The following is a 23,474-nucleotide window of genomic DNA, read 5'->3' on the forward strand; positions in this document are numbered from 1 at the left end:
TGTCCGGAGGGGGACTTGAACCCCCACGCCCGTTAATAGGGCACTAGCACCTCAAGCTAGCGCGTCTGCCATTCCGCCACCCGGACCGGTGGTGCTCAGCAAGGTTAACGGATCTCTCCGCAAGGTCCAAATCACGGGTGTCCGTGCAGGTCCCGGGCTTGCGAGTAGCTGCTGAGCGCCGCCTTCGGGAGGGTTAGTTCGTCAACGCCTCGAGCAGTGCGGCACGCTGACGGGACCCCAGGCCGCCGATACGGCGGTCGACCGGAATATCGGCTTCGTCCATCAGCTTTGCCGCCTTGACCGGCCCGATGCCGGGCAGGGCCTTGATGACCGCGGCGACCTTCGTCTTCTTGACCAGGTCCTCTTTGTCGGCACGCTCGAGCACCTGGGCCAACGAGACCGAGCCCTTGCGAATCTGCTCGATCAGTTCCGACCGCGCCTTACGGACCGCGGCCGCCTTGGCCAGCGCTTCTGAGCGTTGCTCGGCGGTCATGGTGGGAAGTGCCATGTCTCTAACCTTTCACTCGTTCGCTGGAACCTCAACGGCACCGATTGAACATCACCGGCAGCCCGGTGATGGGTCGACACACCGCGAGGATAATCCCGGTTCGGCGGTGGTGGCGGGGGTTCGGTTACCCGAGATGCGGGAAATTTGCCACGATTCGCCCACGTCGGCTGGGTGCCCGGCGGACGGCTAGCGGCCGGGCGATCGCACCAGGCCGTGCCGGTAGGCGTACACGACGGCCTGAATGCGGTCGCGCACTTGCAGTTTCGCCAGAATCCTGGAGACGTGGGTCTTCACGGTCTCCTCGCCGACGCCCAGGGCGGCGGCGATTTCGCTGTTGCTACGGGCGTCGGCGAGCAGGACGAGAACCTGTTGTTCCCGGGCGGTCAGGGCGTGATCGGGAGGGGGCGCCGGGGCCAGCGTGTCGGCCAGCCGGGCGGCCAGGCGGCGGGTCATCGACGGGTCGATGATCGCGTCACCGCGCACCGCCACGCGGATTGCCGCGATCAGCTCCTCCGGTGGCAGCGTCTTGAGCAGGAAGCCGCTGGCGCCGGCCTGCAGGGCGCGCGCGAGGCTCGCTTCGCTGTCGTAGGTGGTCAGGACCAGCACCCGGGTACCGCCGGCGGCCACGATGGCCTCCGTGGCCGCCAATCCGTCGAGTTTCGGCATCCGGATGTCGAGGATCGCTACGTCGGGTCGCAGCCGCGCGGTATCGGCGATGGCGGTGCGACCGTCACCCGCCTCGCCGACGCATTCGAGGTCCGGGGCCGCATCGAGCACGGCCTGCAGTCCGGATCGGAACATCGCGTGGTCGTCGGCGATGAGGACCCGGATGGTGCGGGTCACGACCGACCGCCCGGAAGCCGGACGAGAACGCGCCAGTAACCGTCGGCGACGCCGTGGTCCACACTGCCGCCGAACAGCTCCGCACGCCGGCGGATGCCGTCGAGTCCCCGGTGCACGCCCGTGGTCGCTTCCGGCGCGGCGCCGCCCGGCCCGGCGGCGCCGCATTCTCGCCACGGCATTCGCCGGCCGGAACGGAATCCGGCCCCGGCCGGTGTGGTGGCGCGGACGGTCGCACGCTCACCCGCCGCCCGGAAGCGGACCGCATCGGGCCCGTGCGCAGTCGCTGCCGCATCGAGTGGCCCCGATGTCCGCACCGCCGGTACGCAAGCGTCGGATACGTTCGAATCCTCCTCGTCGGCAAGCGGATTGGACTGTTCGATCTCAACCCCGGTACCGTCGTTGCGGACCGTCAGCCGCGCGCTGCCGGCGCCGTGGCGCAAGGCATTGGTGAGCAGTTCCTGGACGATCCGGTAGACGGTGATGTCGAGCGAACGAGGTAGTTCGGCACCGGTGGTGGTGACGGCCAGATCGAGGCCGGCGCCGCGCACGCGGTCGACCAGATCGTCGATATCGGCCATGCCGGGCTGGCGGGCGGCGTCCTCGCGGCCGTGCAGCAGATCGAGTTGACGGCGTAGATCCACCATCGCGGCGCGGCTCTCCGATTCCACGGCCGACAGGGAGCGCGTCGCCGCGGCGGTGGCGGCGCCACTTCCGCGCAGTGCCAGACGCGCCGCGCCCGCATGGATGCCGATCGCGCTCACGTGATGGGAGATGACGTCGTGCAGGTCGCGGGCGATCGCTTCGCGTTCGTCGGTCAGCGCCCGTTCCAGCGCGCTCCGCTGCTGCTGGCGGGCGAGGCGTTCGCGCTGCTCCAATTCCGCGATGTAGGCGCCCCGGCCTGCGGTGTAGCGGCCGACCAGCCAGGGCACGACGCCACCGGAGATCGATGAGGTGAGCAGCAGGCGCCAGTCCGCCGACGGCGCCCCGCCCGCGATCAGCGGCGCACCGCACGCACCCAGCACCAGGACGGGCACCGTGACCAGTGAGGCCCGGCCGGACAACCAGGCGCCCGCTCGATAGCCGGCGACGAGAAAGCCGACGTCCGCCACCCGCACGGGCAGTCCGTGCCGGTGCAGCAGGACCGTGACCGCCAGCCGGATCGCGACCTGGACGACCGCGACGACCGCGGCCGTCGCCGGTGGCGCCGCGAAGGCCAGATCGGCCGCCACGATGGCCACCAGCACCGCGGCGGCCGGGCCGGGCGCTACCGCGAAGATGCCGGAAAGCGCGAAGACGACCGCATCCACCACGGCCGCGACCACCGCGACCGCCACCGACTGCCGGGTCAGCGACCGGCGAACCGCACGCAGTTCACCGCCCTGCGGCTCGGCCGCGCTCTCTGTCCCCGGCTGCCGTGGAGTACACCGCGGCAACGCCCACGGGCTCGGCGACACCGCTCGCTCCCACCACACACCGCGACGATACCGGCGCCGACCGAGACGGCGAGTCCCTCGGCCGGGGGATCGGCGGTCCCTCTCGGGCCCGATGTTCCGGCTGGTCGGCAGCATTACCGTCGCTGTGGCACGCCGCGCGCGACGACGCTTCCCGCGCGCGACCGGATCACGGATCGGGACAGGAGTTCGGATGAACAACGCGGACCTGGCGCTGTACGCGGTGCCGGCCTTCATCGCGATGATGGTCGTGGAGTGGTGGGACGCGCGCCGCGACCCCGACCGCGCACCCAGCGGCCGGTACGGACGCGAAGCGGCCACCAACTGGGCCACCTACGCGATCGGCCAGCTCACCAAGCCGCTACTGCAGTACGTCCTACCGTTCTCCACCATCGTGCTGGCGGCCTCGTGGACACCACTGCACCTGTCACCGCGCGACTGGTGGGTGTGGCCGCTGGGACTGGTGGTCACCGATTTCTGCTACTACTGGGCGCACCGGGCCGATCACCGTATCCGATTGCTGTGGACGGCTCATTCGGTGCACCACTCCAGCACCTACTTCAATCTCACGACCGCGATCCGGTTGCCCTGGCTCAACCCGATCGCCTCGATGACGCGCAGCCTGGCGTGGGTGCCGGCCGCGCTGCTGGGTTTCCCCGCGTGGATGATCTTCCTGCTCAACACCCTCGGGCTGCTCTATCAATTCCCGATCCACACCCAGCGCGTCCGAACCCTGTGGCGGCCGGTCGAATTCGTCTTCAACACCCCGGCCCATCACCGCGTGCACCACGGTTCCAACCAGCCCTACCTGGATACCAACTACGGCGGCGTATTCATCGTGTGGGATCGCATGTTCGGCAGTTTCGCCGCCGAATCCGAACCCATCCGTTACGGGCTCACGCACGACATCGGCACCGGGAATCCCCTGATGGTCAATTATCACGAATTCGCGGCGCTCCTGCGCGATGTGCGGCATGCCCGGACCTGGCGTGGGCGGCTGGGCTATGTCTTCGGTCCGCCGGGCTGGCGGGAGAACGCGACGGGGACGCCGATCGGACAGCTGCCGGAACCGAACAGCCCCGTCGGCACGACCGGTTAGCTCGTCCGCGTGGACCGCGCCGCTGAGGCGTCACAGCTCCACGGCGTCGGACGCCACCGGAGTATCCGCCGACGGCGTGCGCGTCCACAGCATCGCCACCAGGACGACGGCGGTGATCAGGATGATATGCGCCGCGAACAGCGTGAGGAACGGCAGCGCGAAACCTTCGTCGGTCAGGGCGCCGCGCTCGCTCACGCAGTAGAGCGTGTAGTTCACCGAGGTGCCCTCGGAATCGTGGACGGTGTCCGACACCACCATCGGATCCAGATAGGGGGCCCGGCAGAACAGTGGCGCCGTGAGCCGGGCTTCCCCGGGCCAGATCGCCAGTGGCAGGACGAAGCTGACGAGACTTCCGGCGCCGACGCCGGCGCCGAGTGCGGAAACGATCGGTCTGGCCACTGTTCACACCTGCCGGATACGGAGAAACGAACCGGCGGAATCGAATTCGGCGATCATGTCCGACCGAGCGGACGTCACGTCGGCAACGATGCGGATGTCGCGTCCGAACCGGCTCACGACGACCACCGGGACGACACCGTCGGCGAGGGCACTGCGGGCGCGGGCTGTCTCGACGATCGACTCGAGCCGGGTGAGGCCGGGTACGTCGCCGAGGGAGAAGCATTCGCCGTCCAGGTTGTCGAAGGCCGAGACGCGCACCGGCCGCGGTGCGCTCACGACGCCGAGGCGATAGGAGTAGTCGTCGAGTTCGCGTGGGCGCTGCGGAGTTCGGACGCGCAGGAAGACGGCCGGTTCGCGGGTGCTCAGATCGTCGTGGTCGGCCAGGAATGCGGTCACCTGGTCGGGCTGGTCGGCCAGGACCAGCCGGAACTGCGTCGACTCGGGAGCGACGAACATCACCACACTGGCCTGAATGTCGCCGGTGCCCAAGCGGTTTCGCACCGCCTCGAATGCCGCGGCGGGCAGTCCGTCCACCAGGCCGCCCCCGCGAGCACGGATCTGCTGCTCGAAGGCGTCGCGTTCCACCGCGCCGACGCAGCCACAGGCGATCAACACGACCGAGCACACCACGGCCCGAAGCCACCTACGACGGCGCATGCCGGAATGGTAAGTGTCGCCGCCGGAATCCGCGCGCCCGATATGCGAGAAATTCCCCCGGTCGAGCCGGGCGCCGTGCGACCATCGCTGATCTCCGGCCGGACAACTCGATCAGCGAGATCGCAATGACGGCGTGCACCGAGCGGGCGCCGGGACCCCGCTGCGATGTGAGCGTGCCGCGGCGCACGTCGAGGCGGGGTTCACGGGCCCGCCCGGGTCCGGCGTCATTCGCCCCGGCCCGGCGCGTGGTAGGAAAGGGGCGTGACAGGTGTACAGCGCGAGTCCCGCTCCCGGGCGGAAGCCGAAGTGGTCGAATTGGTCAGCACGCTGATTCGCTTCGACACCTCCAATACCGGGGTGCTGGAAACCACCAAGGGTGAACGCGAATGTGCGCAGTGGGTGGCCGACCAGCTGCAGCAGGCCGGATACACCACCGAATACGTGGAGTCGGGTGCGCCGGGGCGCGGAAATGTGTTCGCGCGCTTGCCCGGAGCCGATCCCAGCCGTGGCGCCCTGATGATCCACGGGCATCTGGACGTGGTGCCGGCCGAGGCCGCGGACTGGAGTGTGCATCCGTTCTCGGGCGCGATCCGCGACGGCTACGTGTGGGGCCGCGGCGCGATCGATATGAAGGATATGGTCGGCATGATGCTGGCGGTGGCCCGCCAGTTCAAGATCGAGGGCACGGTGCCGCCGCGCGATCTGGTGTTCGCGTTCCTCGCCGACGAGGAGAACGGCGGCAAGTGGGGCTCACAGTGGCTGGCCGACAACCGGCCGGGTCTGTTCGAGGGGGTCACCGAGGCGGTCGGCGAGGTCGGCGGCTTCTCGCTGACCGTGCCGCGCCGCGACGGCACCGAGCGGCGGCTGTATCTGGTGGAAACCGCCGAAAAGGGCCTGGGCTGGATGCGGTTGCGCGCCAAGGCTCGCGCCGGCCACGGCTCGTTCCTGCACGACGACAACGCGGTCACGATTCTGGCCGAGGCGGTGGCGCGGCTGGGTAAGCACACGTTCCCGCTGGTGCTGTCCGATTCGGTGGCCGAATTCCTGGCCGCGGTCAGCGAGGAGACCGGCATCGACTTCGATCCGGACAGCCCGGATATCGAAGGGCAGCTCGCGAAACTGGGCACCATCTCGCGCATCATCGGCGCCACCTTGCGCGACACCGCCAACCCGACCATGTTGCGCGCCGGGTACAAGGCGAACGTCATTCCGCAGACCGCCGAGGCCACCGTGGACTGCCGGGTGGTGCCGGGCCGGCAGGCCGCCTTCGAACGGGAGGTCGACGAGCTGATCGGCCCGGACGTGGAGCGCGAGTGGATCACCAAACTCGACTCCTACGAGACCACCTTCGACGGGCATCTGGTGGATGCGATGAACGACGCGATCCTGGCCCACGACCCCAACGGCCGCACCGTGCCCTACATGCTCTCCGGCGGTACGGATGCGAAAGCCTTCGCGCGCTTGGGAATTCGATGCTTCGGCTTCGCGCCGCTGCAATTGCCGCCGGAACTGGATTTCTCCGCACTGTTCCACGGCGTAGACGAACGGGTGCCGGTGTCGGCGCTGGAATTCGGCGCGCGCGTCATGGAGCATTTCCTGTTGCACAGCTGACGATCCGCTCGACTAGCAGAAAGGACGGTCCTCGTGCCCGACTATTCCTACAATCCCTATGCGGCGTTGCCGCAGCTGCCCGCGTTCACCCTTACCTCCACCGATGTCACCGACGGACAGCCTCTGGGTAACGAACAGGTCAGCGGGGTGTTCGGGGCGGGCGGCCGAGATATCTCCCCGCAATTGTCGTGGAGCGGATTCCCGGCCGAGACCAAGAGTTTCGCGGTCACCGTATACGACCCGGACGCACCGACCGGCTCGGGCTTCTGGCACTGGGCCGTCGCCGACATCCCGGCTTCGGTGACCTCGCTGGAATCCGGTGCGGGCAGCGCCGGAGAGGGCAGCGAAGGCGGCGCCCTGCCGAGCGGTGCGATACAGCTGCGCAACGACGGAGGCTTCGCCGGATTCGTCGGCGCCGGTCCGCCGCCCGGACACGGCTACCACCGCTACTTCATCGTGGTGCACGCCGTGGACGTCGAATCGCTAGGAATCGACGCGGACGCGACCCCGGCATATCTGGGCTTCAACCTGTTCTCGCACGCTATCGCGCGCGCGACGCTCGTCGGCACCTACGAACAGAAGTAGTCCCGGCGCGTCGGCGGGATCTTCGGGTAGCTGCCGAAGGCCCCGCCGTCGTGAAACAGAGGGTTCCGGTAGTAATCGCGCGAAAAACAACGACGATGGCTCGACCAGCGGCTATGCCGCTGAATTGATTTGTGGTCAGAACCACAGTGCAGTTGCGCCGGAATGCGTTTGGTCCCGACCGGGACCAAGTAGCCGGTCGGGGTCTTCTCCCCATGGGGCTGGCTTGTCGGCTCAGGGCGTCCTGGCGCGGACTCGACGCCTGGGAAATCCGTTGATGTCTTCAAATGACCCTTTGACGACACGACCCCAGAGCCCGCCTTCGACCCACCGCAATCATGCGGAAACAGCCCATCCAATCCAATGCCATCCGCTCCCGATTGACGACAGGGTTTGAAGACAGATAGAACCGTGAACGGACACCACACCGGGGACGGAAGGGGCTCTGCGATGGCCGAACTCGTCTACACGCGGGTATCCACCGACGAGCGGAGCACCGACCGCCGCGGTGACCGGCTGACAGTGTCCGAGCTGTACCGGCTGTGCCGCGACCTCGCCGACATCCTCGCCGTCCGCGACTGGTGCCAGCAACACGGCGTGAAACTGCGGGTACTGTCCGGGGCACTGTCGGGCATCACCGACCTGGCCGCCGCCGACGCGACCACCACCATGCTGGTCAACGTGGTGATCTCGGTCGGCCAATTCCAGCGCGACCTGCAAAACGAACTCACCCGCGAGGGCCTGGCCGCAGCCTGGGCACAAGGCGCCAGATCCGGCCGCCGCCCGCAGGTCGCCACGATCGGAGCATTGGAGAAGGTGCGCCGGGAATTCCGCGAAGGGACGAGCATCGCCGCTCTGGCCCGCCGCCACCATGTGAGCCGGGTCGCGATTCGCACCGCCGTGGCCGACCTGCTGCCCGGCCGACCCGCACAACCCGCGACCATCGGCGGCGGCGACCCAGGCCCGATCCGAATCGAGATTCCGGGCAAGATCGCCCGCCACTTGACCAGCGACACCGTCGAACTCGGTGAGACCGAGCGCCACGCTCTACATCGAGGCCAGGAGGTACGACGCGGCCAGGGCTACAGCCTGCACGTCACCGCACCGCTGTAACGTTCAGCGGGCACTGCTGGCCGCCGCTGAAACTGTCGCTGAGAGCGCTGAAGCCGCCGACCGCAAGGCATTCCGGATCTACCGGGACCGGCTGAACGCCGCGACTACCTGATCGGTTCGCGCTTCGGACTCTGATCTGACGTTGTTCGTCCCCGTCGAGAGCGTGGTGATGGGATCACGATCGTTGTGGGACATCGCTTCAGGTGTTGGCGGGCAGATCCGTTCCGGCGCCCCGTCGGCGCAGTGCGACGAGGTCGTGGCGAGGCTGTGGGAGTGTTTGCTCGTGTGCGCCTTCGACGGTGAATCCGGCGTCGGTGATCATCTGGTGGTCGTCGATGCCGGGCTGGCCTTCGCTGGTCAGGTAGTCGCCCAGGAAGATCGAGTTGGCCAGGTGCAGTGCCAGGGGTTGCAGACTGCGCAGGTGGATCTCGCGCCCCCCGGCGAGACGGACCTCGACGTCCGGGAAGAAGAACCGGAACAGCGCAAGGATGCGCAGGCAGCGCTGCGGGGTGAGGTCCCATCGGTTGCCCAGCGGGGTTCCCTCGAACGGAATCAGGAAATTCACCGGCACCGAGTCCGGGTCGAGTTCGCGCAATGCGATCGCCACATCGACGACATCCTCGTCGGACTCACCCATGCCGAAAATTGCCCCGGAGCATGGAGATAATCCGGCCGCGCCGGCGCGCGCGAGTGTATCCACGCGATCGGCGAAGGTGTGCGTTGTGCAGATTTCGGAGTAGCGGGCTTCGGCTGTATTGAGGTTGTGACTGTAGGCATGGGCGCCCGCCGCCGCGAGCCGTTGGGCCTGGCCTTCGCTCAGCAAGCCGAGGCACGCGCAGATCTCGACGTTCGGATTGTCGGCTTTGATTGCGGCGATGGTGTTTTCGATCCGAGTGATGTCACGTTCGCCGGGCCCCCGCCCGCTGGCGACGAGGCAAACGCGCTTCGCGCCCGCGCGTACCGCATGGTCGGCGATCTGCGCTGCGGTGTCCGGTGAAATCCACGAGTACTTGAGTACCTCGGATTTCGAACCGAGGCGCTGAGAGCAGTAGCCGCAATCTTCCGGACACAAACCGCTCTTCATGTTGACGATCGTGTTCAGTTTGACACGCATCCCGAAGAACTCACGCCGCACCCGTGAACCCGCGGCGACCACGTCGATCAGCGGTTCCGAACCCGCCAGCAGCGCCATCGCCTCTGCTCTTGTGGGAGCCACCCTGCCTAAAGCCTTGTCTACCAAGAGATTCAACAATCCGCTCGTCATGTCATGGCAACCTACCTCGAGATTGAACACCGTTCAAGTATGGCTGTGATCAGTAACTTCATTGAGAGCGGCACATCCCAGAGATAGGAAGGATCGCGAGTTCGCCCCAAAAGCTCCGCCGACTGTTTCATGCACATCAACCAGACCGACGTCAGAACAGGGTGTCCCGCACTCGCAGCGGCCGGTACCCGGTCGGCCCGAGCTGGGCCAACTCGGCGTCGATATCGACCTCGATCGCGCCGAAGAAGTTGATGTTCTCGCTGTGCGCCGGACTGATGTGGGACAGCACCACCTCGTCGATGAGGCGGCCCTCCCGGCGCATCTGATCCACCGCGAGGCCGTAATACTCTGTGGTCCAGGCGATTACCGCGTTCGTGGCCAGGGTCAGGCACCATGCCTGTTTGGTCTGGGCTTCCAGATGCCGGGCCCGGAACGCTCCTTCGTGAGCGTAGATGAGGTCGCGTTTGAGGGCGTGGATCGACTCGCCATTGTTGAGCTGGCGGGAGATCTTGCGTCGATAGTCGGGATCCGACAGATACCGGGCTGCGTAGATGGTTCTGCGCATCGCGCCGTATTCCTTCAGCGCCGCGGCCAGGGCGTTCTCACGAGTCGACGCGGACAGCTTGCCCACCAGCAGCGACGCGGTGGCATGCCTGAACTTCAACGACCCGGCCAGCCGCAGCGGGTCGTCGTAGTGCTCGGCGATCAGGTCCAGATTCAGCTTGCGGGTCAGCAACGGCCCCGCGGTGGGGAACCGGGCCTCGGCGTCTGTGCGCGGGCCCGGCCGGTACAAGGTGATCCGGCCCAGATCCTTCTTGAGCGCCGTCGCCTCGGACGGGATGTCTTCGGCCGTCAACGGCGAGATCACCAGGCTCCCCCTCATCGAGGCGGACCGGGCCGTCGCCCTCGGCCAGAACCTTCTCCAGCTCGCCCATCGCCTCGTGCCATTCGTCGACGAGCGTGGCCAGCGCGCGAGCCGGATCATCGGATTTGTCGACCAGACGGCAGAATTCGGCGCGCTGCGGCTCCCACTGATCACGGGTCAGCAGACAGGCGGCCGGATCGGCGTAGCGGCGCGATCCCGGTACGAACACGTCCCCGGTGCGGAGCCCGTCCCGCAACCCGACCAGGACACACAGCTCCCGAAAGTGACGGTACGCAACAGCATTGCCGGACTTGCGAGCCTCGTCCAGGTATCCGCGCCACTTGGCCGGCACGAAACCGGTCGGCGCCTCGTCGAACACCTTCCGCCGGCCGGTAGCATTCAGCTCGCGCAGCATGTCCACCGCGATCAGAAGCTCGGTCGCCGATGTCCCGCCGGCGAACCGCACCGTCGACAACACCGCCGGAGTGAACCGCCGCAGATACGTGTACGACGAATCCAGCGCAGCCAGATGCCCGTGATCGCGCGGCAGCCTCGGCCGGGCCTGTGCGATTGCCGCACGCAGCCGCTCCCACCCGATGTCCTCACCGCGGATCATGCCGCCGATGTCCTCGTCAGGGATTTGCGGATCGGTGAGGATCCTCAGCAGGTCATCCAGCAGGGCTTGGCGGTCCTCTCCGGTCTTGCCGCGTTCGGCGAGTTCTTCTTTCATCCGGTTCTCGGCGGCACTGAACTTCGCCGACAGCGCCTGATCGAACAGCGCCACCACCTCGTCGAGGACATCGACCGCCGACTGCGCCACCACCGTCAACAGGATCGGGTACCGCCGCTCCGGATCGCGGCGTTCCAGCGCCTGCACGGTCAGCCGACGCCCCAGCGTCGCCAGGAACCGGCGGCGTTCGGCCGGTAGCACCGACATGTCCACGGTGTCCGCGCCCAGGCCACGCAGATACCCCAGCTTCTCGACCTCGCTGCGCACTGCGGCCGCCGAAGCCTCCACCGGACCGGTCGACAACCAGCGCAGCCGCGACATCCCGATCGACACATCGGGGACCAGCAGAGCATCCGGCTCGGTGCAGCGCTGCGCGGTCAGCTCGTGCGAGACCCGGTCGTAGGTCTCGCGCTGCGCCTGCTCGCGGGCGTGCACGACCCGGCGTACAACAGTGTCCGGGCCGGGCCGGATCACCTTGGCCGACAGCAGGTACTCACACCCCAGCCGGAACAGCAGCGTCGGCGAATCGTGCTCCATCGCCCGCGCCAGCAGGAACTCGTCCAGCTCCTTCAGCTCCATCGCGCTCGCCGGCCGCCATCCCAAATACATCGCCGCCAACCGCAGATGCTCGGTGCGCGTCTGCGCGCGTTTGCCCTACGACCGAATCATCGACGCATCGACTTGCAGCTGATCCGCCAACCTGGCCACCGCCACCGGCGGCGCGTCGGCCACCCGATCCGGGACGAATCCCAGCCACGGCAACGAACACAACCTCACCGACAGCCCGAGCCGCTCCGCGGGCCCGCGGCCGCGGCCTGGCGTCACGAACGCAATAGCGGCCTGGCGTCACGAACGCAATATCGGCAGGGGTGAGCGTGAAGTACCGGAACAACTCATCACGGCTGATGTCCGGAAACTCCCGCAGCCGCTCCAACTTCCGCGAACACCCGTGTCGCCACGAAACCTGACCTCCAGCACACCGATTGACCTCATCGGCAGCCAAGCCAAGCACCAACCGAGCCCGTCCGCAGCCCGAGCCGCTACGGCACATCGTGTCTGGTCAAGCCATTGTTGTTGTTTTTCGCACGATTACTACCGGAACCCCAACAGAGTGTGTACGAAACCGATTCGACTAGAGGTTGTGCACTCCCTCGGGGACCGGATCGGTGTAGAGCTCGGCGATGTCGGCGGCGTATTCGGCGGCGATCGGCGAGCGCTTCAACTTCAGCGTGGGAGTGAGTTCGACGCCGCCGGGTTCCCAGGCCCGCGCGAGGATGCGGAACCGCTTGATCTGCTCCACCCGCGACAGTTTGGCGTTACCGGCGACGATCGCGCCGCGCACCTCCTCGAGGATCTGCGGATGGGCCGCGAGGGCGTCGAGATCGGCGTCGGGGATGCCCAGCGCTTTCGCCCGCACGGCGACGGTGTCGGGATCGAGCACGACCAGCGCGGCAATGTACGGGCGGGACTCGCCGATGGCGACGATCTGGCCGATCAGCGACGAGGCGGCCTTCACCGAATTCTCGATATTGGTGGGGGAGATGTTCTTGCCGGCCTCGGTGATGATCAATTCCTTCTTGCGGTCCACGATGGTGACGTAGCCGTCACCATCGATGGTCGCGATATCGCCGGTGTGCAGCCAGCCGTCGGAATCGAGGGCCTCACTGGTCTTCTCGGGCATCTTGCGGTAGCCGTGGGTGACGATGCCGCCGCGGATGAGCAGTTCGCCGTCGCTGTCGAGGCGGATCTCCACCCCGTCGACGGCCCGGCCCACCGATCCGGGGCGGGGCTTGTCGAGTTCGGTGAAGGTGCCGACGCCGGTGGTCTCCGACATACCCCACACCTCGCTGACCGTGAATCCCAGCCCCAGCAGGAATTCCAGCGTCTCCGGCGGGATCGCGGCCGCGCCGGAGGAGGCGACCTTCAGCTCGTCCAGGCCGAGAGTGGCGCGCAACTTCGACAGCACCAGCGTATCGGCGAGTGTGTGCTGGACGGCCAGCAGCGGGCCGCCGTTGCCGCCGGCCAGTCGCGCCCGGGCGGTGGCCACGCCGACGCCGATCGCCCATCGTGCCAGCGCCTTCTTGACCGCGCTGGATTCGGTGGCGATCGCCGCGTCCACACCGGCCTTGATCTTCTGCCACACCCGCGGCACACCGAAGAAGAAGGTCGGCCGGGCGTCGGGCAGGGCGGCGGCGATCTCGCGCGGATCCGGCACGCAGGTGATGGTGACGCCGGTGAACAGGTTCAGGCAGTGCCCGGAGATGCGGTCGGCGACATGGGCGGCCGGCAGGTACGACACCGCCCGGGCGTCGATATCGGCGACGAGGGCACCATTGGTGAGCGCGACGATCTGGGCGACGACATTGGCGTGGGTGATCTCGACGCCCTTGGACGGCCCGGTGGTGCCGGAGGTGTAGATCAGGGTGGCCAGATCGTCGGGCCGCACCGACTGCCAGGCGGCGTCGAAATCGAAATCCTCGGCCGGATCGTTTTCGACCTGATCGAGGGTCAGCCCGACCTCGGGTGCGGCGCCGTCGACGACGATCACGTGCTCGAGTTGCACCCCGGAGGCGGTGATCGGCGCCAGGAACGCCTGTTCGGTGACGACCACGCCGTTCTCGGCGTTGCCGAACACGTGCGCGATCTGTTCGGGAGAGCTGGTGTTGTACACCGAGAACGGGGTGGCGCCCAGATGCAGGATCGCGGTGTCGACCAGATTGAACTCCGGCCGGTTGGTGAGCATGATCCCGACCGTGTCACCGTGCGCCACACCGAGTTTCGCCAGCCCGGCCGCGATCGCGCGCACCCGGCGCGCGTAGTCGGCCCAGGTGATCTGCTGGGTACCGCCGACGGTCCGCAACGCGACCTGGTTCGGGCGTAGTGTCGCCGTCTGCTGGAAGGCCTCTGGCACGGTGCGGACCGTGGCGCCGGTGTGGTGGGTGTAGCCGATCTCTGCTGTGGTCATATCCCTTGTTCCCGGTCAGTGCACGAACATCACTCTGAGACGTGATGCGGATCACCCATCCTAAACGGGAAATCGGACATTCGGGGGGCTCTTCCGGCCGGGAGCAACCGGCTCCGCGCACCGGAAACCGGCCGCAGCAGTGGGATCGGCGAGCGGGTGGGTCCGGCCGCGCTCAGGCGCGGGCGGTGTGGCCGGCGCCCACGGCCTCGGCGAGGCTGCGGTATCCGTCCGCGCGCAGGCGGGCGGCGATGCCGCGATGCACCGAGCGCGTCCAGAACGGCCCGCCGTAGATGAACCCGGTATAGCCCTGCAGCAGCGAGGCTCCCGCGAGAATGCGCTCGTAGGCCTGGTCGGCGTTCTCGATGCCACCGACCGAGATCAGCACCAGCCGGTCTCCGACACGAGCGTAGAGGCGGCGCAGCACCTCGAGCGAGCGGCCGGCGACCGGCGGGCCGGACAGCCCGCCCGCGCCCATCGCGGCGACCTCGGCGGCCGGAGTGGCCAGTCCGTCGCGGCGAATGGTGGTGTTGGTGGCCACGATTCCGGCGAGCCCGAGTTCGACGGCCAGGTCGGCGACCGCGTCGATGTCCTCGTCGGACAGGTCGGGGGCGATCTTGACCAGGACCGGTTTGGGTTCGGCGCCGGCCGCGACGCTGTCGATCACCGCGCGCAGCAGCGGGCGCAGCGATTCCACGGCCTGCAAATCACGCAGCCCCGGGGTGTTGGGGGAGCTGACGTTGACCACGACGAAGTCCGCGAGCGGGCCCAGCAGCCGCGCGCTGAGCGCATAGTCCTCGGCGGCGTGTTCGGGCTCCACGACCTTGGTCTTGCCGATGTTGGCGCCGATCGGCACGCCACCGCTGCGGCGTGCGGCCAGTCGTTCTGCGGCCGCGGCCGCCCCGTGGTTGTTGAAGCCCATCCGGTTGATCAGCGCGTGGTCGGCCGGCAACCGGAACAGTCGCGGCGCCGGATTACCCGGCTGCGCCTGCGCGGTGACGGTGCCGATCTCGGCGAAACCGAAACCCAGTGCGCCCCAAGCGTTCACACCGGCGGCGTCCTTGTCGAACCCGGCGGCCAACCCGAGCGGCGCCGGGAAGTCGACGCCGAAGACGGTGGTGGAGAGGATCGGATCGCCGGCCGCGGTGAGTGTGCGGGCCAGCCATCGTGTGGGCGGGAAAGCGGTCGTGAGCCGGATGACGGTGAACACGAGGTGATGGATACGCTCGGGCGGCACCAGGAACAGCAACCGCAGGAATAAGGAATACATCCCTCACATCCCCGTTTCGGTCACGGGGAAGCTGGTTTTGCGCCGCCGCAACAACACTCGCCGACTGCCGTCGGTGTAGGCGCGCACTCGCGAGAGCTCCCAGCCGCCGAATTCGGCCTGGATGGCCAGGCGCATGGACGCGGTGACCCGATTCACGTCCGGGGGTAGTCGTAGCGGCACGTACTCGTATTCTCCTTCTTCGCTGGTCTCCTCCCATTCCGCGGGAATCGACCGTCTGCGCCGGTCGTGGTGTGCGGCGCCGGACGCCGACTCGTATCGAGGCGCTCGAGCCATCACTGACCTCTCTTCCTCTGGTCCGCACCGATGCGTTGCAGACCGTCTCCGGTTGCCGACCCGACGAACATGTCGCCGGTGTGGCTGTCGATCGTCAGCGAATTGGGCTGGCGCACCGTCGCGAAGCGACCCACTTCTTCCGGTATACCGGTCGACAGATCGAAACCGACCACCTCGTTGCTACCGCTGAGCGTGAGCCACACGGTGTCGGACCGTTCATCGTAGGCCAGTGCGTAGGGGGAGGGCCCGACCGGGAAACGCTGGCGCAGCAGCAGCGGATCGGCCGTGTAGACCAGCAGGGCGCCGCCGGAGGTGTCGGTGGCCAGCAGGCGGCCGTAGTGGTCGCTGATGACATGGGTGGCACCCAGGCCCGCGCGCAGGGCCAGACCAGGGCGGTCGCGGTCGAGGTCGAGTTCGGTGAGGGTGGTCTGGTCCAGATCCAGCGTGGCGACCGCGTTCGCCGCGATGGCCACCGCATCGACGGCGCCCAGGCCGCCGACGGTTGTCTTCGGATGCCCGTCCGCGTCGAGGATCTGCACGCGGCCACCGTCGAGTCCGGCCACCAGACTGCCGTCCCCGCGCCCGGCGACCGCGCGCACGTCGCCGTCGACCGGCACCGGGTGGATCGCGGCGGTGGCGACATCGACGCGCAACACCTCCCGCCCGGCCCCGACGAGCACCTCGCCCGGCGCGCCGAGAGCGAGGCCGGTGGCGTGCGCGGGCAGGGTGATCGCGCGCGCGGACGCCGGATTGGCCGGGTCGACCAGGCGTAACCCGAGGCCGTTGGGGTCGAGGGCGACCACCCGGCCGCTGGTGGGTTCGGCGAGCAGTGCCCCGACCGGCCCGAAGGCGGTGACGGCTCCGGCGGGCGTGGCGGCCGCCGCCGGCGCGGTGGCGGCGCGTCCGGGAGCGCCGGCCGCGGGGGCAGTGGTGTCGTCGCTGTGGGAGGAACAGCCCGCGACCAGCACGACGGCACCGGCGGCCGCGAGGACGGCACCCAGTGCCGACCGGTAACCCCGCATGCTCCGAACTCCTTCGTGTGACTCATGCGTACTGCTTCATCTGACCATGATCGGACACGCGGCCCGGTCACCGGGGTCGTTCCGGCGTGGGACGCGCCTCACCCGTTACCGTGGATACCTCGCATCGGACGTCGAACCAGGGGAGTCTCGGTTGGAAACAGACCGCACGTCTGAATTCACACTTGAAGATTTAACCGTTGGTCCGTTCGCACACGGATTCGGCCGAACGGCCGAGGGGCAACCGTTCGCTTTCCGCACGGTGCGTTCCACGCTCACCCTCGAGATCTACCGCGCCGACACCACCACCGACGTGCCCGGCCCGGAGGATGTGGTGGCCGTGGTCGAGGCCGCCGTCACCGATATCGACCTCGACGACGCCCGTAGTGTGCGCGCCCTGGTGCGTGATCTGGTGCCGACCGCCGTGCCGGTCCCGGAGCAGCGCGGGGCGACCACGACGGTGCGCGCGTTGCTGAACCGGTTGAGCGCGGTCATCGAAGGTCGCTGATCACACATGCCAGACTGGAGGAACCACCGGTTACCTTCGACACATTCGAGGACGTAATGGCATTGCGACGCACGGTCCACGGCGCATTCGGAATCACGATGCTCGCGCTGGTGATCGCCGCCTGCGACAGCGGTCCCGATGAGGCTTCGGTGGCGGCGGCGCGCTCGTCGGCCTACGCCGCGCTCACCTCCTCCTCGGAGGCGGCCGCCGTCAGCAGCGCCAACCGGCCGCCGCTGCCGACCGCCGCACAGCTGGATTTACAGATCAAACGCGCACTGGATCCCTCGCTGCCCGACAGTGAACGCACCGACCTGATCGAGGACGGTGCCGCGTTCAAAGACGCCATTCCCGACATGTACAAGGCGCTGCACGACAATCCGCGCGCCGTCTACGGCGTGGTCGATCCGGTATTCGACAACCACGACGGCACCCTGACCGCCACGATGCGGCTGGACAAGGACGGCAGCGGCGAGAACGTGCGCACCACCATCGTGCATTTCGTCGACATCGACGGGAAGTGGAAGATCTCGCGCACCGATCTGTGCGGAATTCTGCGTTCGGCCGACTACCGCACCCCGGCCTGCGGCTGACCCCGGCATGCTCGAGGGGTTTCTCCTGCGCTGGGGCCGATTCGTTCATCACCATCGCTACCTGGTGTTCGCGATCCTTGTATTGATCGTGGCCGTCTCGGGGTTCTACGGCCGTGATCTGGGCTCCCGGCTGACCCAGGGTGGATGGTTCGACGAACACAGCGAATCGGTAGTCGCCTCCAAGCTCGCCGACCAGACCTTCGGCCGCGACACCGATGCCGACGTGATTGTGCTCTACACCGCACCACCCGGCCACACCGTCGACGATCCGCCGATCCGTACCGCGATCACCTCGGCGCTGAAGGATCTGCACGACCGGTATCCGGACCGGATCAAGAAGATCGACAGTTATTTCGACGGCTCGATGATGGGGCAGTTCGCCGACGCCTCCCGCGCCCACGCCTTCGCCAGCATCGGCCTGCACGGCTCCGACACCGCCACCGTCGACAACTATCTCGCCATCCGAAAGGATGTGGGCGCAGGCGGTTCCGGGCGCGGACCGGGCGGTACGACGGTACAGCTGGCGGGTCTGCAACCGGTGGTCGAGGGCATCAATATCGGGATGCAGGACGATATCCACCGCGCCGAGCTGATCGCGCTGCCGGTGGTGGCCGTGCTGCTGTATTTCGTGTTCGGCGGCGTCGTCGGCGCGCTGTTGCCGGTGCTCATCGGCGGAATGACCATCCTGGGCAGTCAGGGCATGATGCGCCTGCTCACCGACCACATCGACGTCAACGTCTTCGCCAGCGCCGTGGTCACGCTCGTGAGCCTGGGGCTGGCGATCGACTACGGCCTGTTCGCGGTGACCCGGTTCCGGGAGGAACTGGCGGCCGGACGCAGCGTGGAGGAGGCGACCGCGCGCACGGTCGCCACGGCCGGGCGCACGGTGCTGTTCTCCGCGGCGATCATCGCGGTGAGCCTGGCGGCGCTGTTCATCTACCCGAACGGGGTGCTGCGCTCGGTGCCCTACGGCGGCATCAGTTCGGTACTGCTGGCGGCACTGCTGTCGGTGACGGCACTGCCGGCGGCGCTGAGTATCGTCGGGTGGCGCATCGATCTGTGGGGCTGGCACCGGTTCGCCGGGATCCGTAGCGCCCAGGAGATCGACAACGGATTCTTCGCCAAGCTGGCGCTGTTCGCGATGCGCCATCCCGCGCGGGTGATCGTGCCGGTGGTGGCCGGACTGCTGTTCCTGTTGATCCCGTTCCGCAACATCGAATTCGGCGGGCTGTCGGAGCGGTACCTGGCGGCCGACAACCCGGCCCGGGTGGCACAGGAGAAATTCGACACGTTGTTTCCCGAATTCCGCACGGAGCCGTTGAAATTGGTGGTCGTGGGGGCGGATCCGCAGCAGTTGTCCGATATCCGGTTCCAAGCCAATTTCGCACCCGGGCTGACCGGCCCGTTCGAGGCGGCGGCGCCGACGACCAACGGCATCAATGTGCTGTCCACCGGTCTGGTGCGCAAAGCCGACGCAGACGCCGCCATCGCGGCGCTGCGCGCGATTCCGCATCCGCCCGGGGTACAGGTGATGGTCGCCGGGGTGCCGGCCCTGGAGCGCGACGCCATTCACGGCCTCATCGACGGATTGCCCTTGCTGGCAACGATTCTGGCGACCGCGGCCCTGGCACTGATGTACATCGCCTTCCGCTCGATCGTGCTGGCGTTGAAGGCCGTGCTGATGAGCGCGCTGAGTCTCGGTGCGGCACTGGGCATTCTGACGTGGGTGTTCGTCGAAGGCCACGGCGCGGGTCTGTTCGGCTTCACCCCTGGGCCGCTGATGTTCGCGGTGCTGGTGCTGATCGTGACGGTGCTGTTCGGATTGTCCACCGACTACGAAGTGTTCCTGCAATCGCGCATGGCCGAGGCGCGGGCGGGTGGGGCACCGCCGGCGGAGGCGATCCGCTACGGCATCGCCCATACCGGCGGGGTGATCACCTCGGCGGCGGCGATTCTGATCGTGGTGACCGGTGCGTTCGGATTCTCGGATCTGGTGCTGATGAAATACATCGCCTACGGCATGATCGCGGCGCTGATCCTGGATGCCACCGTGATTCGCATGCTGCTGACCCCGGCGGTACTGAAAGTGGTGTGGCGCTGAGTCTTTCGCACGGCGGCCCGACAGCCCGACGCGTCGACCGCGCAGAGCTGGGCGCTGCTCGTGCGGACCTTGCGAAACCCGTCCTGAATTCCCGGAAACCGTTCGCGCCACAGCAGCGGGCCGGGATGAATGCGCGGTGTCAGCGCTGCCGCCAGGGCCCGGCGCTGCGCGGGGCTCTGGCTGATCCTGGTGCGCACGGCGGTGATCCAGCCGAGGCGTTCGACGTGATCGTGCCGGCGCGCTGGTCACCGCGCAGCTCAGAGACGATCTGCTCACCCACGCCACGATCTATTGGGCCACCAACACCATCGGCACCTCGATCCGCATCTACGCCAACAACAATCGCTATCCCTGGACGCCTTCGCACGATCGCCTCCCGGTCGTGCAGGCGCCCACCGGCATCACCTTCGTCGGCTACGAGAATCCACCCGGTGTCGGCACCGACGGCCGCGTCGAGCACTTCCGCACCGGCGACCGCGCCCAGTGGTACAACCACGTCAATCTCACCGTCCACGACCGCGGCGGCCACTTCATCCCGTGGGAGATCCCGGATCTGTGGATAGACGACCTGCGCCGCACCTTCCGCGGGCGGCGCTGACCCGGTGCGGGGCGAGTCACCGGGGCGGGGGAGCGAACCCGTCCGGCCACTCGGTGCCGTCGTCGTATTTCACCCCCGTCAAGTCCGCGCCGGTGAGCAGTGCGCCGGTCAGTTTCGCGCCGACGAGGTCGGCTTCGTTGAGCTTCGTGCTGGTCAGGTGGACGCCGGTCAAATTCGCGCCCGACAGGCGCGCGCCGGTGAGATTCGCTCGGTGCAGGTCGGTGCCGGTGAGGTCGTCGTTGCCGAGATTCGCCTCGGTGAGGTCGGCGAAGGCGAAACGTGTGCCGCTGAGCTTCGCGCCGGTGAGGTCGACATGGCCGAGTGCCGCGCCGATCAGGCGCACGCCGGTCAGATCCGCGCCGGCGAGCCGCGCACCGTTCAGAGTCGCGCCGTTCAGACAGGTGCGGCTGAGATCGACTCGATGGCCGCCGTCACGAGCCGCGTCACGGCGGCCGACGACCGTGAGCGCGGTTTGGATGTCGGCGGGCGGATCGAGGGCGGTATCCGGCCGCGACTCGGAGGCGTCGCACGCGGTTGCGGCTGCCTGGGTACGCACGAACGCCTCGAGCACGGAGAACACGGTCGGATGGTCCACCGTCGAGTCCTTCGCGAGCCTTTCCAGCAGATAGATACCCGAGATCCGGACGTTGATCTTGTCGGATGCCAGTTGCTCTGCGGCCAGCCGGAAACGGTCGGTCACCGCGACCTGCTCGGACAGTGCGTATTGATTGTTCGTCGCGCGCAGCGATTGAGCGGTGAACCACAAGGCAACGGCAGCGGTGAGTGTCGCCCCGAGCGTACCGACGGCTGTCGCCATGGCCGCCACCTTCGCCCACCCGGGCCAATCCACCACCCGCCGCAGCCAGGATCTCGATCCGGCGGGTTCCGCAGGCGTCTTCGACGTCGTCATCGCACATCTCCCCTCTCGGAGGCGACTCCCGAAGTCGGCCTACGACCCCCGCCTCCCTCGATCACTGTAAGCCGAAACCGCTCGGCACCAACCGATTTCACGGTCCGGCGCTGGTCGCACTGTTCGGGCACCCGGATGTGCTCGTGGACTGAACCGGGTTCAGCGGCGCACGGGCAGGACCAACTGGGCGCCGGTGACGGGGTGGTCGATGACCTCGACGGGGTGACGGTACACCCGGGTCAGCAGGTCGGTGGTGAGGATCTCGCGGGGGTGGCCGGCAGCGGCGAGGCGGCCTGCGTCGAGCACGGCGACGCGGTCGGCGTAGGCGGCGGCCAGGCCCAGATCGTGCAGCACGACCACGACAGCCGCGCCCTCGGCGGCGCGGGCCGTGGCCAGGTGCAGCACCTGTTCCTGATGGCCGAGATCCAATGCGGCGGTGGGCTCGTCGAGCAACAACGTCTCGGTGTCCTGCGCCAGCACCCGGGCCAGCGCCGCGCGGGCGCGCTCACCGCCGGAGAGCGCCGGGAATGGGCGTGCGGCGAGATGGTCGATATCGGTGGCGGCCAGCGCGGCGGCGATCACCTGGTCGTCGAATTCCTGGCGTGGGGTTCGAGCCCAGGGCGAGCGGCCCATGGCGACGACCTCGCGGACCGTGAACGGGAATCCGACGGTGTGGTTCTGCGGCAGCACCGCGCGGCGGCGCGCCATATCGGTGGGAGTCCAATCGGTGACCGGCCGGCCGTCGAGTTCGACTGTGCCGCTCGCCGGTTCGAGTTCGCCCGCGAGCGCGGCCAGCAGCGTCGACTTGCCCGCCCCGTTGGGCCCCACCAGTGCCAGGATCTGTCCGGCGACGACGTCGATGTCGACCGATTCGAGCACCGGCCGCCCGCCGCGCGCGATATCGATCCCGCGCGCTCGCAGGGTCACCGCACCGCGGGGTGTCGGCTGCGGAAGACCGTGGGCAGGACGAAGTGTGCGGATCCATGCACGCACGCGTGCCGTCCCGGCGCCGGTCATGCCCAGCCTCCCGATCGGGCGCGGGTGCGGCGCAGCAGCCAGAAGAAGAACGGACCGCCGACCAGGGAGGTCAGCATGCCCAGGGGGAGATCGGCGTTGTGGACCAGGGTCCTGGCCCCGATGTCGGCGGCCAGCAGTACCACCGCACCGAGAATCGCCGACAGCGGGATCAGCACCCGGTGCGCGGGACCGACGAGCATGCGCACCACGTGCGGGACGATCAATCCGACGAACAGGATGATGCCGGTGAAGGCCACCCCGGCGGTGGCGAGGATCGCGACGACGACGATCACGTTGCGCCGCAATCGTTCCACGTCGACACCGAGGTGCCGTGCCGCCGATTCGCCGAGGGCGAGCAGATCCAGGCGCGGCGCCATCGCGACCGCCGCCGCCACACCCAGCGCGGCCAGCGGCGCCACCACGGCCACCGCCTGCCAGGTGGCGCCGTTCAGGCTGCCCATCTGCCAGAACACGATCTGATCGCGGGCCGCGGGGGAGGCGGTGAACAGCAGAAACGACATCAGACCGCCGGCGAAGGCGTTCACCGCGATACCGGTCAGCACCAGCGTCACGGTTTCGGTGCGCCCGCCCGAGCGCGACAGCAGATACACCGCGAGCGTGGTCCCCAGTCCGGCGACGAATGCGCCACCGGCCACCGACCAGGCCGCCGCGAACGCGCCACCGACCACGATCACCACGCCCGCACCGACGGCCGCGCCCGCGGACACACCGATCACACCGGGTTCGGCGAGCGGATTGGCGAATACGCCCTGCAGCAGCGCACCGGCGGTCGCGAGTGCCGCACCGACCAGCATCGCCAGCACCACCCGCGGGAACCGGACCTCCCACAGCGTGACCTCACCGGCGGGGTGGTGCGGCATCGGCCCCCAGTCGAGCCCGATCCGGTGCAGCACGCTGCCGGCCACCTCGAGCGGGGTCGTGGGGACCTGTCCGACAGCGGCCGAGATCAGTGCCAGGATCACCAGCAGTGCGATCGACACTGCGAAGACGACGGTGATGCGGGACCGGCGACGTGGTGTGCGCGGACCGACGACGGCTTCGCCGGCATCGGAACGGTCCGAG

The 23,474-nt window shown here is 68.2% G+C and carries 21 protein-coding genes, 1 tRNA gene and 1 pseudogene; 8 read left to right on the forward strand and 15 right to left on the reverse strand.

Annotated elements, in window-relative coordinates; all coding sequences use genetic code 11:
- From C5E41_RS27490 to C5E41_RS27505, 4 genes are all read right to left on the reverse strand, one after another.
- Window positions 1-86, reverse strand: a tRNA-Leu gene (locus tag C5E41_RS27490).
- A gap of 107 nt (window positions 87-193) precedes the next feature.
- A complete protein-coding gene (gene mihF / locus C5E41_RS27495) occupies window positions 194-508 on the reverse strand; it encodes an integration host factor, actinobacterial type (protein WP_030516894.1) in 315 nt (104 codons plus the stop codon).
- A 186-nt stretch (window positions 509-694) separates the two neighbouring features.
- Window positions 695-1,351 (reverse strand): response regulator, encoded by a 657-nt coding sequence (locus C5E41_RS27500; RefSeq protein ID WP_104378645.1) that lies wholly within the window; start codon window positions 1,349-1,351, stop codon window positions 695-697.
- Window positions 1,348-2,823: a sensor histidine kinase gene (locus C5E41_RS27505; protein ID WP_258081298.1), complete on the reverse strand. Its 1,476-nt coding sequence runs from the start codon at window positions 2,821-2,823 to the stop codon at window positions 1,348-1,350. The genes C5E41_RS27500 and C5E41_RS27505 overlap by 4 nt, the downstream gene beginning before the upstream one ends.
- Window positions 2,824-2,995: 172 nt before the next feature.
- Between C5E41_RS27505 and C5E41_RS27510 the strand changes: the two genes are divergently transcribed.
- Window positions 2,996-3,901 (forward strand): sterol desaturase family protein, encoded by a 906-nt coding sequence (locus C5E41_RS27510; protein WP_104378646.1) that lies wholly within the window; start codon window positions 2,996-2,998, stop codon window positions 3,899-3,901.
- Between the two features lie 30 nt (window positions 3,902-3,931).
- Here C5E41_RS27510 and C5E41_RS27515 read toward each other — a convergent pair whose 3' ends face one another.
- On the reverse strand, window positions 3,932-4,300 hold the full coding sequence (locus C5E41_RS27515; RefSeq protein ID WP_104378647.1) for a hypothetical protein: 369 nt from the start codon (window positions 4,298-4,300) through the stop codon (window positions 3,932-3,934).
- A gap of 3 nt (window positions 4,301-4,303) precedes the next feature.
- Entirely contained in the window at window positions 4,304-4,957 is a 654-nt protein-coding gene (locus C5E41_RS27520; RefSeq protein ID WP_146097709.1) for a hypothetical protein, read from the reverse strand.
- A gap of 261 nt (window positions 4,958-5,218) precedes the next feature.
- Between C5E41_RS27520 and C5E41_RS27525 the strand changes: the two genes are divergently transcribed.
- The 3 genes from C5E41_RS27525 (at window position 5,219) to C5E41_RS27535 (ending at window position 8,263) form a co-directional block, all read left to right on the forward strand.
- On the forward strand, window positions 5,219-6,568 hold the full coding sequence (locus tag C5E41_RS27525) for a M20/M25/M40 family metallo-hydrolase (protein ID WP_104378649.1): 1,350 nt from the start codon (window positions 5,219-5,221) through the stop codon (window positions 6,566-6,568).
- 33 nt (window positions 6,569-6,601) lie between these two features.
- Window positions 6,602-7,153 (forward strand): YbhB/YbcL family Raf kinase inhibitor-like protein, encoded by a 552-nt coding sequence (locus tag C5E41_RS27530; protein ID WP_104378650.1) that lies wholly within the window; start codon window positions 6,602-6,604, stop codon window positions 7,151-7,153.
- Between the two features lie 447 nt (window positions 7,154-7,600).
- Window positions 7,601-8,263, forward strand: coding sequence for a recombinase family protein (locus tag C5E41_RS27535; protein WP_104378651.1), 663 nt, complete (start codon window positions 7,601-7,603; stop codon window positions 8,261-8,263).
- Window positions 8,264-8,462: 199 nt separating this feature from the next.
- Here C5E41_RS27535 and bioB read toward each other — a convergent pair whose 3' ends face one another.
- The 6 genes and pseudogenes from bioB to C5E41_RS27565 form a co-directional block, all read right to left on the reverse strand.
- Window positions 8,463-9,557, reverse strand: coding sequence for a biotin synthase BioB (bioB, locus tag C5E41_RS27540; protein WP_258081299.1), 1,095 nt, complete (start codon window positions 9,555-9,557; stop codon window positions 8,463-8,465).
- 121 nt (window positions 9,558-9,678) lie between these two features.
- A pseudogene (locus tag C5E41_RS36060) lies at window positions 9,679-12,125 on the reverse strand (Tn3 family transposase).
- 129 nt (window positions 12,126-12,254) lie between these two features.
- Window positions 12,255-14,087 (reverse strand): AMP-dependent synthetase/ligase, encoded by a 1,833-nt coding sequence (locus tag C5E41_RS27550; protein ID WP_104378653.1) that lies wholly within the window; start codon window positions 14,085-14,087, stop codon window positions 12,255-12,257.
- A 172-nt stretch (window positions 14,088-14,259) separates the two neighbouring features.
- Entirely contained in the window at window positions 14,260-15,354 is a 1,095-nt protein-coding gene (locus tag C5E41_RS27555) for a quinone-dependent dihydroorotate dehydrogenase (RefSeq protein WP_104378654.1), read from the reverse strand.
- Between the two features lie 3 nt (window positions 15,355-15,357).
- On the reverse strand, window positions 15,358-15,648 hold the full coding sequence (locus C5E41_RS27560) for a DUF5703 family protein (RefSeq protein ID WP_219823261.1): 291 nt from the start codon (window positions 15,646-15,648) through the stop codon (window positions 15,358-15,360).
- Window positions 15,648-16,670: a YncE family protein gene (locus C5E41_RS27565; RefSeq protein ID WP_104378655.1), complete on the reverse strand. Its 1,023-nt coding sequence runs from the start codon at window positions 16,668-16,670 to the stop codon at window positions 15,648-15,650. The genes C5E41_RS27560 and C5E41_RS27565 overlap by 1 nt, the downstream gene beginning before the upstream one ends.
- 259 nt (window positions 16,671-16,929) lie before the next feature.
- On the opposite strand from C5E41_RS27565, the gene C5E41_RS27570 reads away from it, so the two are divergent.
- The 4 genes from C5E41_RS27570 to C5E41_RS35405 all read left to right on the forward strand — a co-directional run bounded on the left by C5E41_RS27570 (window position 16,930) and on the right by C5E41_RS35405 (window position 20,464).
- The gene (locus C5E41_RS27570; RefSeq protein ID WP_258081301.1) at window positions 16,930-17,175 is read left to right on the forward strand and encodes a hypothetical protein; all 246 of its coding nucleotides are present in this window, start codon (window positions 16,930-16,932) and stop codon (window positions 17,173-17,175) included.
- A 56-nt stretch (window positions 17,176-17,231) separates the two neighbouring features.
- Window positions 17,232-17,765: a hypothetical protein gene (locus C5E41_RS27575; RefSeq protein WP_104378657.1), complete on the forward strand. Its 534-nt coding sequence runs from the start codon at window positions 17,232-17,234 to the stop codon at window positions 17,763-17,765.
- A 7-nt stretch (window positions 17,766-17,772) separates the two neighbouring features.
- Window positions 17,773-19,866 (forward strand): MMPL family transporter, encoded by a 2,094-nt coding sequence (locus C5E41_RS27580; RefSeq protein WP_104378658.1) that lies wholly within the window; start codon window positions 17,773-17,775, stop codon window positions 19,864-19,866.
- Window positions 19,867-20,248: 382 nt separating this feature from the next.
- Window positions 20,249-20,464, forward strand: coding sequence for a hypothetical protein (locus C5E41_RS35405; protein WP_258081302.1), 216 nt, complete (start codon window positions 20,249-20,251; stop codon window positions 20,462-20,464).
- 16 nt (window positions 20,465-20,480) lie between these two features.
- Here the strand turns inward: C5E41_RS35405 and C5E41_RS27590 are convergent, their stop codons facing one another.
- The 3 genes from C5E41_RS27590 to C5E41_RS27600 all read right to left on the reverse strand — a co-directional run bounded on the left by C5E41_RS27590 (window position 20,481) and on the right by C5E41_RS27600 (window position 23,392).
- A complete protein-coding gene (locus C5E41_RS27590; protein ID WP_104378659.1) occupies window positions 20,481-21,374 on the reverse strand; it encodes a pentapeptide repeat-containing protein in 894 nt (297 codons plus the stop codon).
- A gap of 159 nt (window positions 21,375-21,533) precedes the next feature.
- Entirely contained in the window at window positions 21,534-22,391 is an 858-nt protein-coding gene (locus tag C5E41_RS27595) for a heme ABC transporter ATP-binding protein (RefSeq protein WP_104378660.1), read from the reverse strand.
- Window positions 22,388-23,392, reverse strand: a complete 1,005-nt coding sequence (locus tag C5E41_RS27600; RefSeq protein ID WP_439956446.1) for a FecCD family ABC transporter permease — start codon at window positions 23,390-23,392, stop codon at window positions 22,388-22,390. The genes C5E41_RS27595 and C5E41_RS27600 overlap by 4 nt, the downstream gene beginning before the upstream one ends.
- Between the last annotated feature and the right edge of the window lie 82 nt (window positions 23,393-23,474).

Origin of the sequence: Nocardia nova (genome assembly GCF_002933465.1) — a bacterium.
Classification (GTDB): Bacteria; Actinomycetota; Actinomycetes; order Mycobacteriales; family Mycobacteriaceae; genus Nocardia; species Nocardia nova_B.

Coding starts and splice junctions, on each gene's coding strand:
- mihF (WP_030516894.1), bottom strand. CDS start 508: ATGGCACTTCCCACCATGACCGCCGAGCAACGCTCAGAAGCGCTGGCC.
- C5E41_RS27510 (WP_104378646.1), top strand. CDS start 2,996: ATGAACAACGCGGACCTGGCGCTGTACGCGGTGCCGGCCTTCATCGCG.
- C5E41_RS27520 (WP_146097709.1), bottom strand. CDS start 4,957: ATGCGCCGTCGTAGGTGGCTTCGGGCCGTGGTGTGCTCGGTCGTGTTG.
- C5E41_RS27535 (WP_104378651.1), top strand. CDS start 7,601: ATGGCCGAACTCGTCTACACGCGGGTATCCACCGACGAGCGGAGCACC.
- C5E41_RS27550 (WP_104378653.1), bottom strand. CDS start 14,087: ATGACCACAGCAGAGATCGGCTACACCCACCACACCGGCGCCACGGTC.
- C5E41_RS27555 (WP_104378654.1), bottom strand. CDS start 15,354: ATGTATTCCTTATTCCTGCGGTTGCTGTTCCTGGTGCCGCCCGAGCGT.
- C5E41_RS27560 (WP_219823261.1), bottom strand. CDS start 15,648: ATGGCTCGAGCGCCTCGATACGAGTCGGCGTCCGGCGCCGCACACCAC.
- C5E41_RS27565 (WP_104378655.1), bottom strand. CDS start 16,670: ATGCGGGGTTACCGGTCGGCACTGGGTGCCGTCCTCGCGGCCGCCGGT.
- C5E41_RS27575 (WP_104378657.1), top strand. CDS start 17,232: ATGGCATTGCGACGCACGGTCCACGGCGCATTCGGAATCACGATGCTC.
- C5E41_RS27580 (WP_104378658.1), top strand. CDS start 17,773: ATGCTCGAGGGGTTTCTCCTGCGCTGGGGCCGATTCGTTCATCACCAT.
- C5E41_RS27590 (WP_104378659.1), bottom strand. CDS start 21,374: ATGACGACGTCGAAGACGCCTGCGGAACCCGCCGGATCGAGATCCTGG.
- C5E41_RS27595 (WP_104378660.1), bottom strand. CDS start 22,391: ATGACCGGCGCCGGGACGGCACGCGTGCGTGCATGGATCCGCACACTT.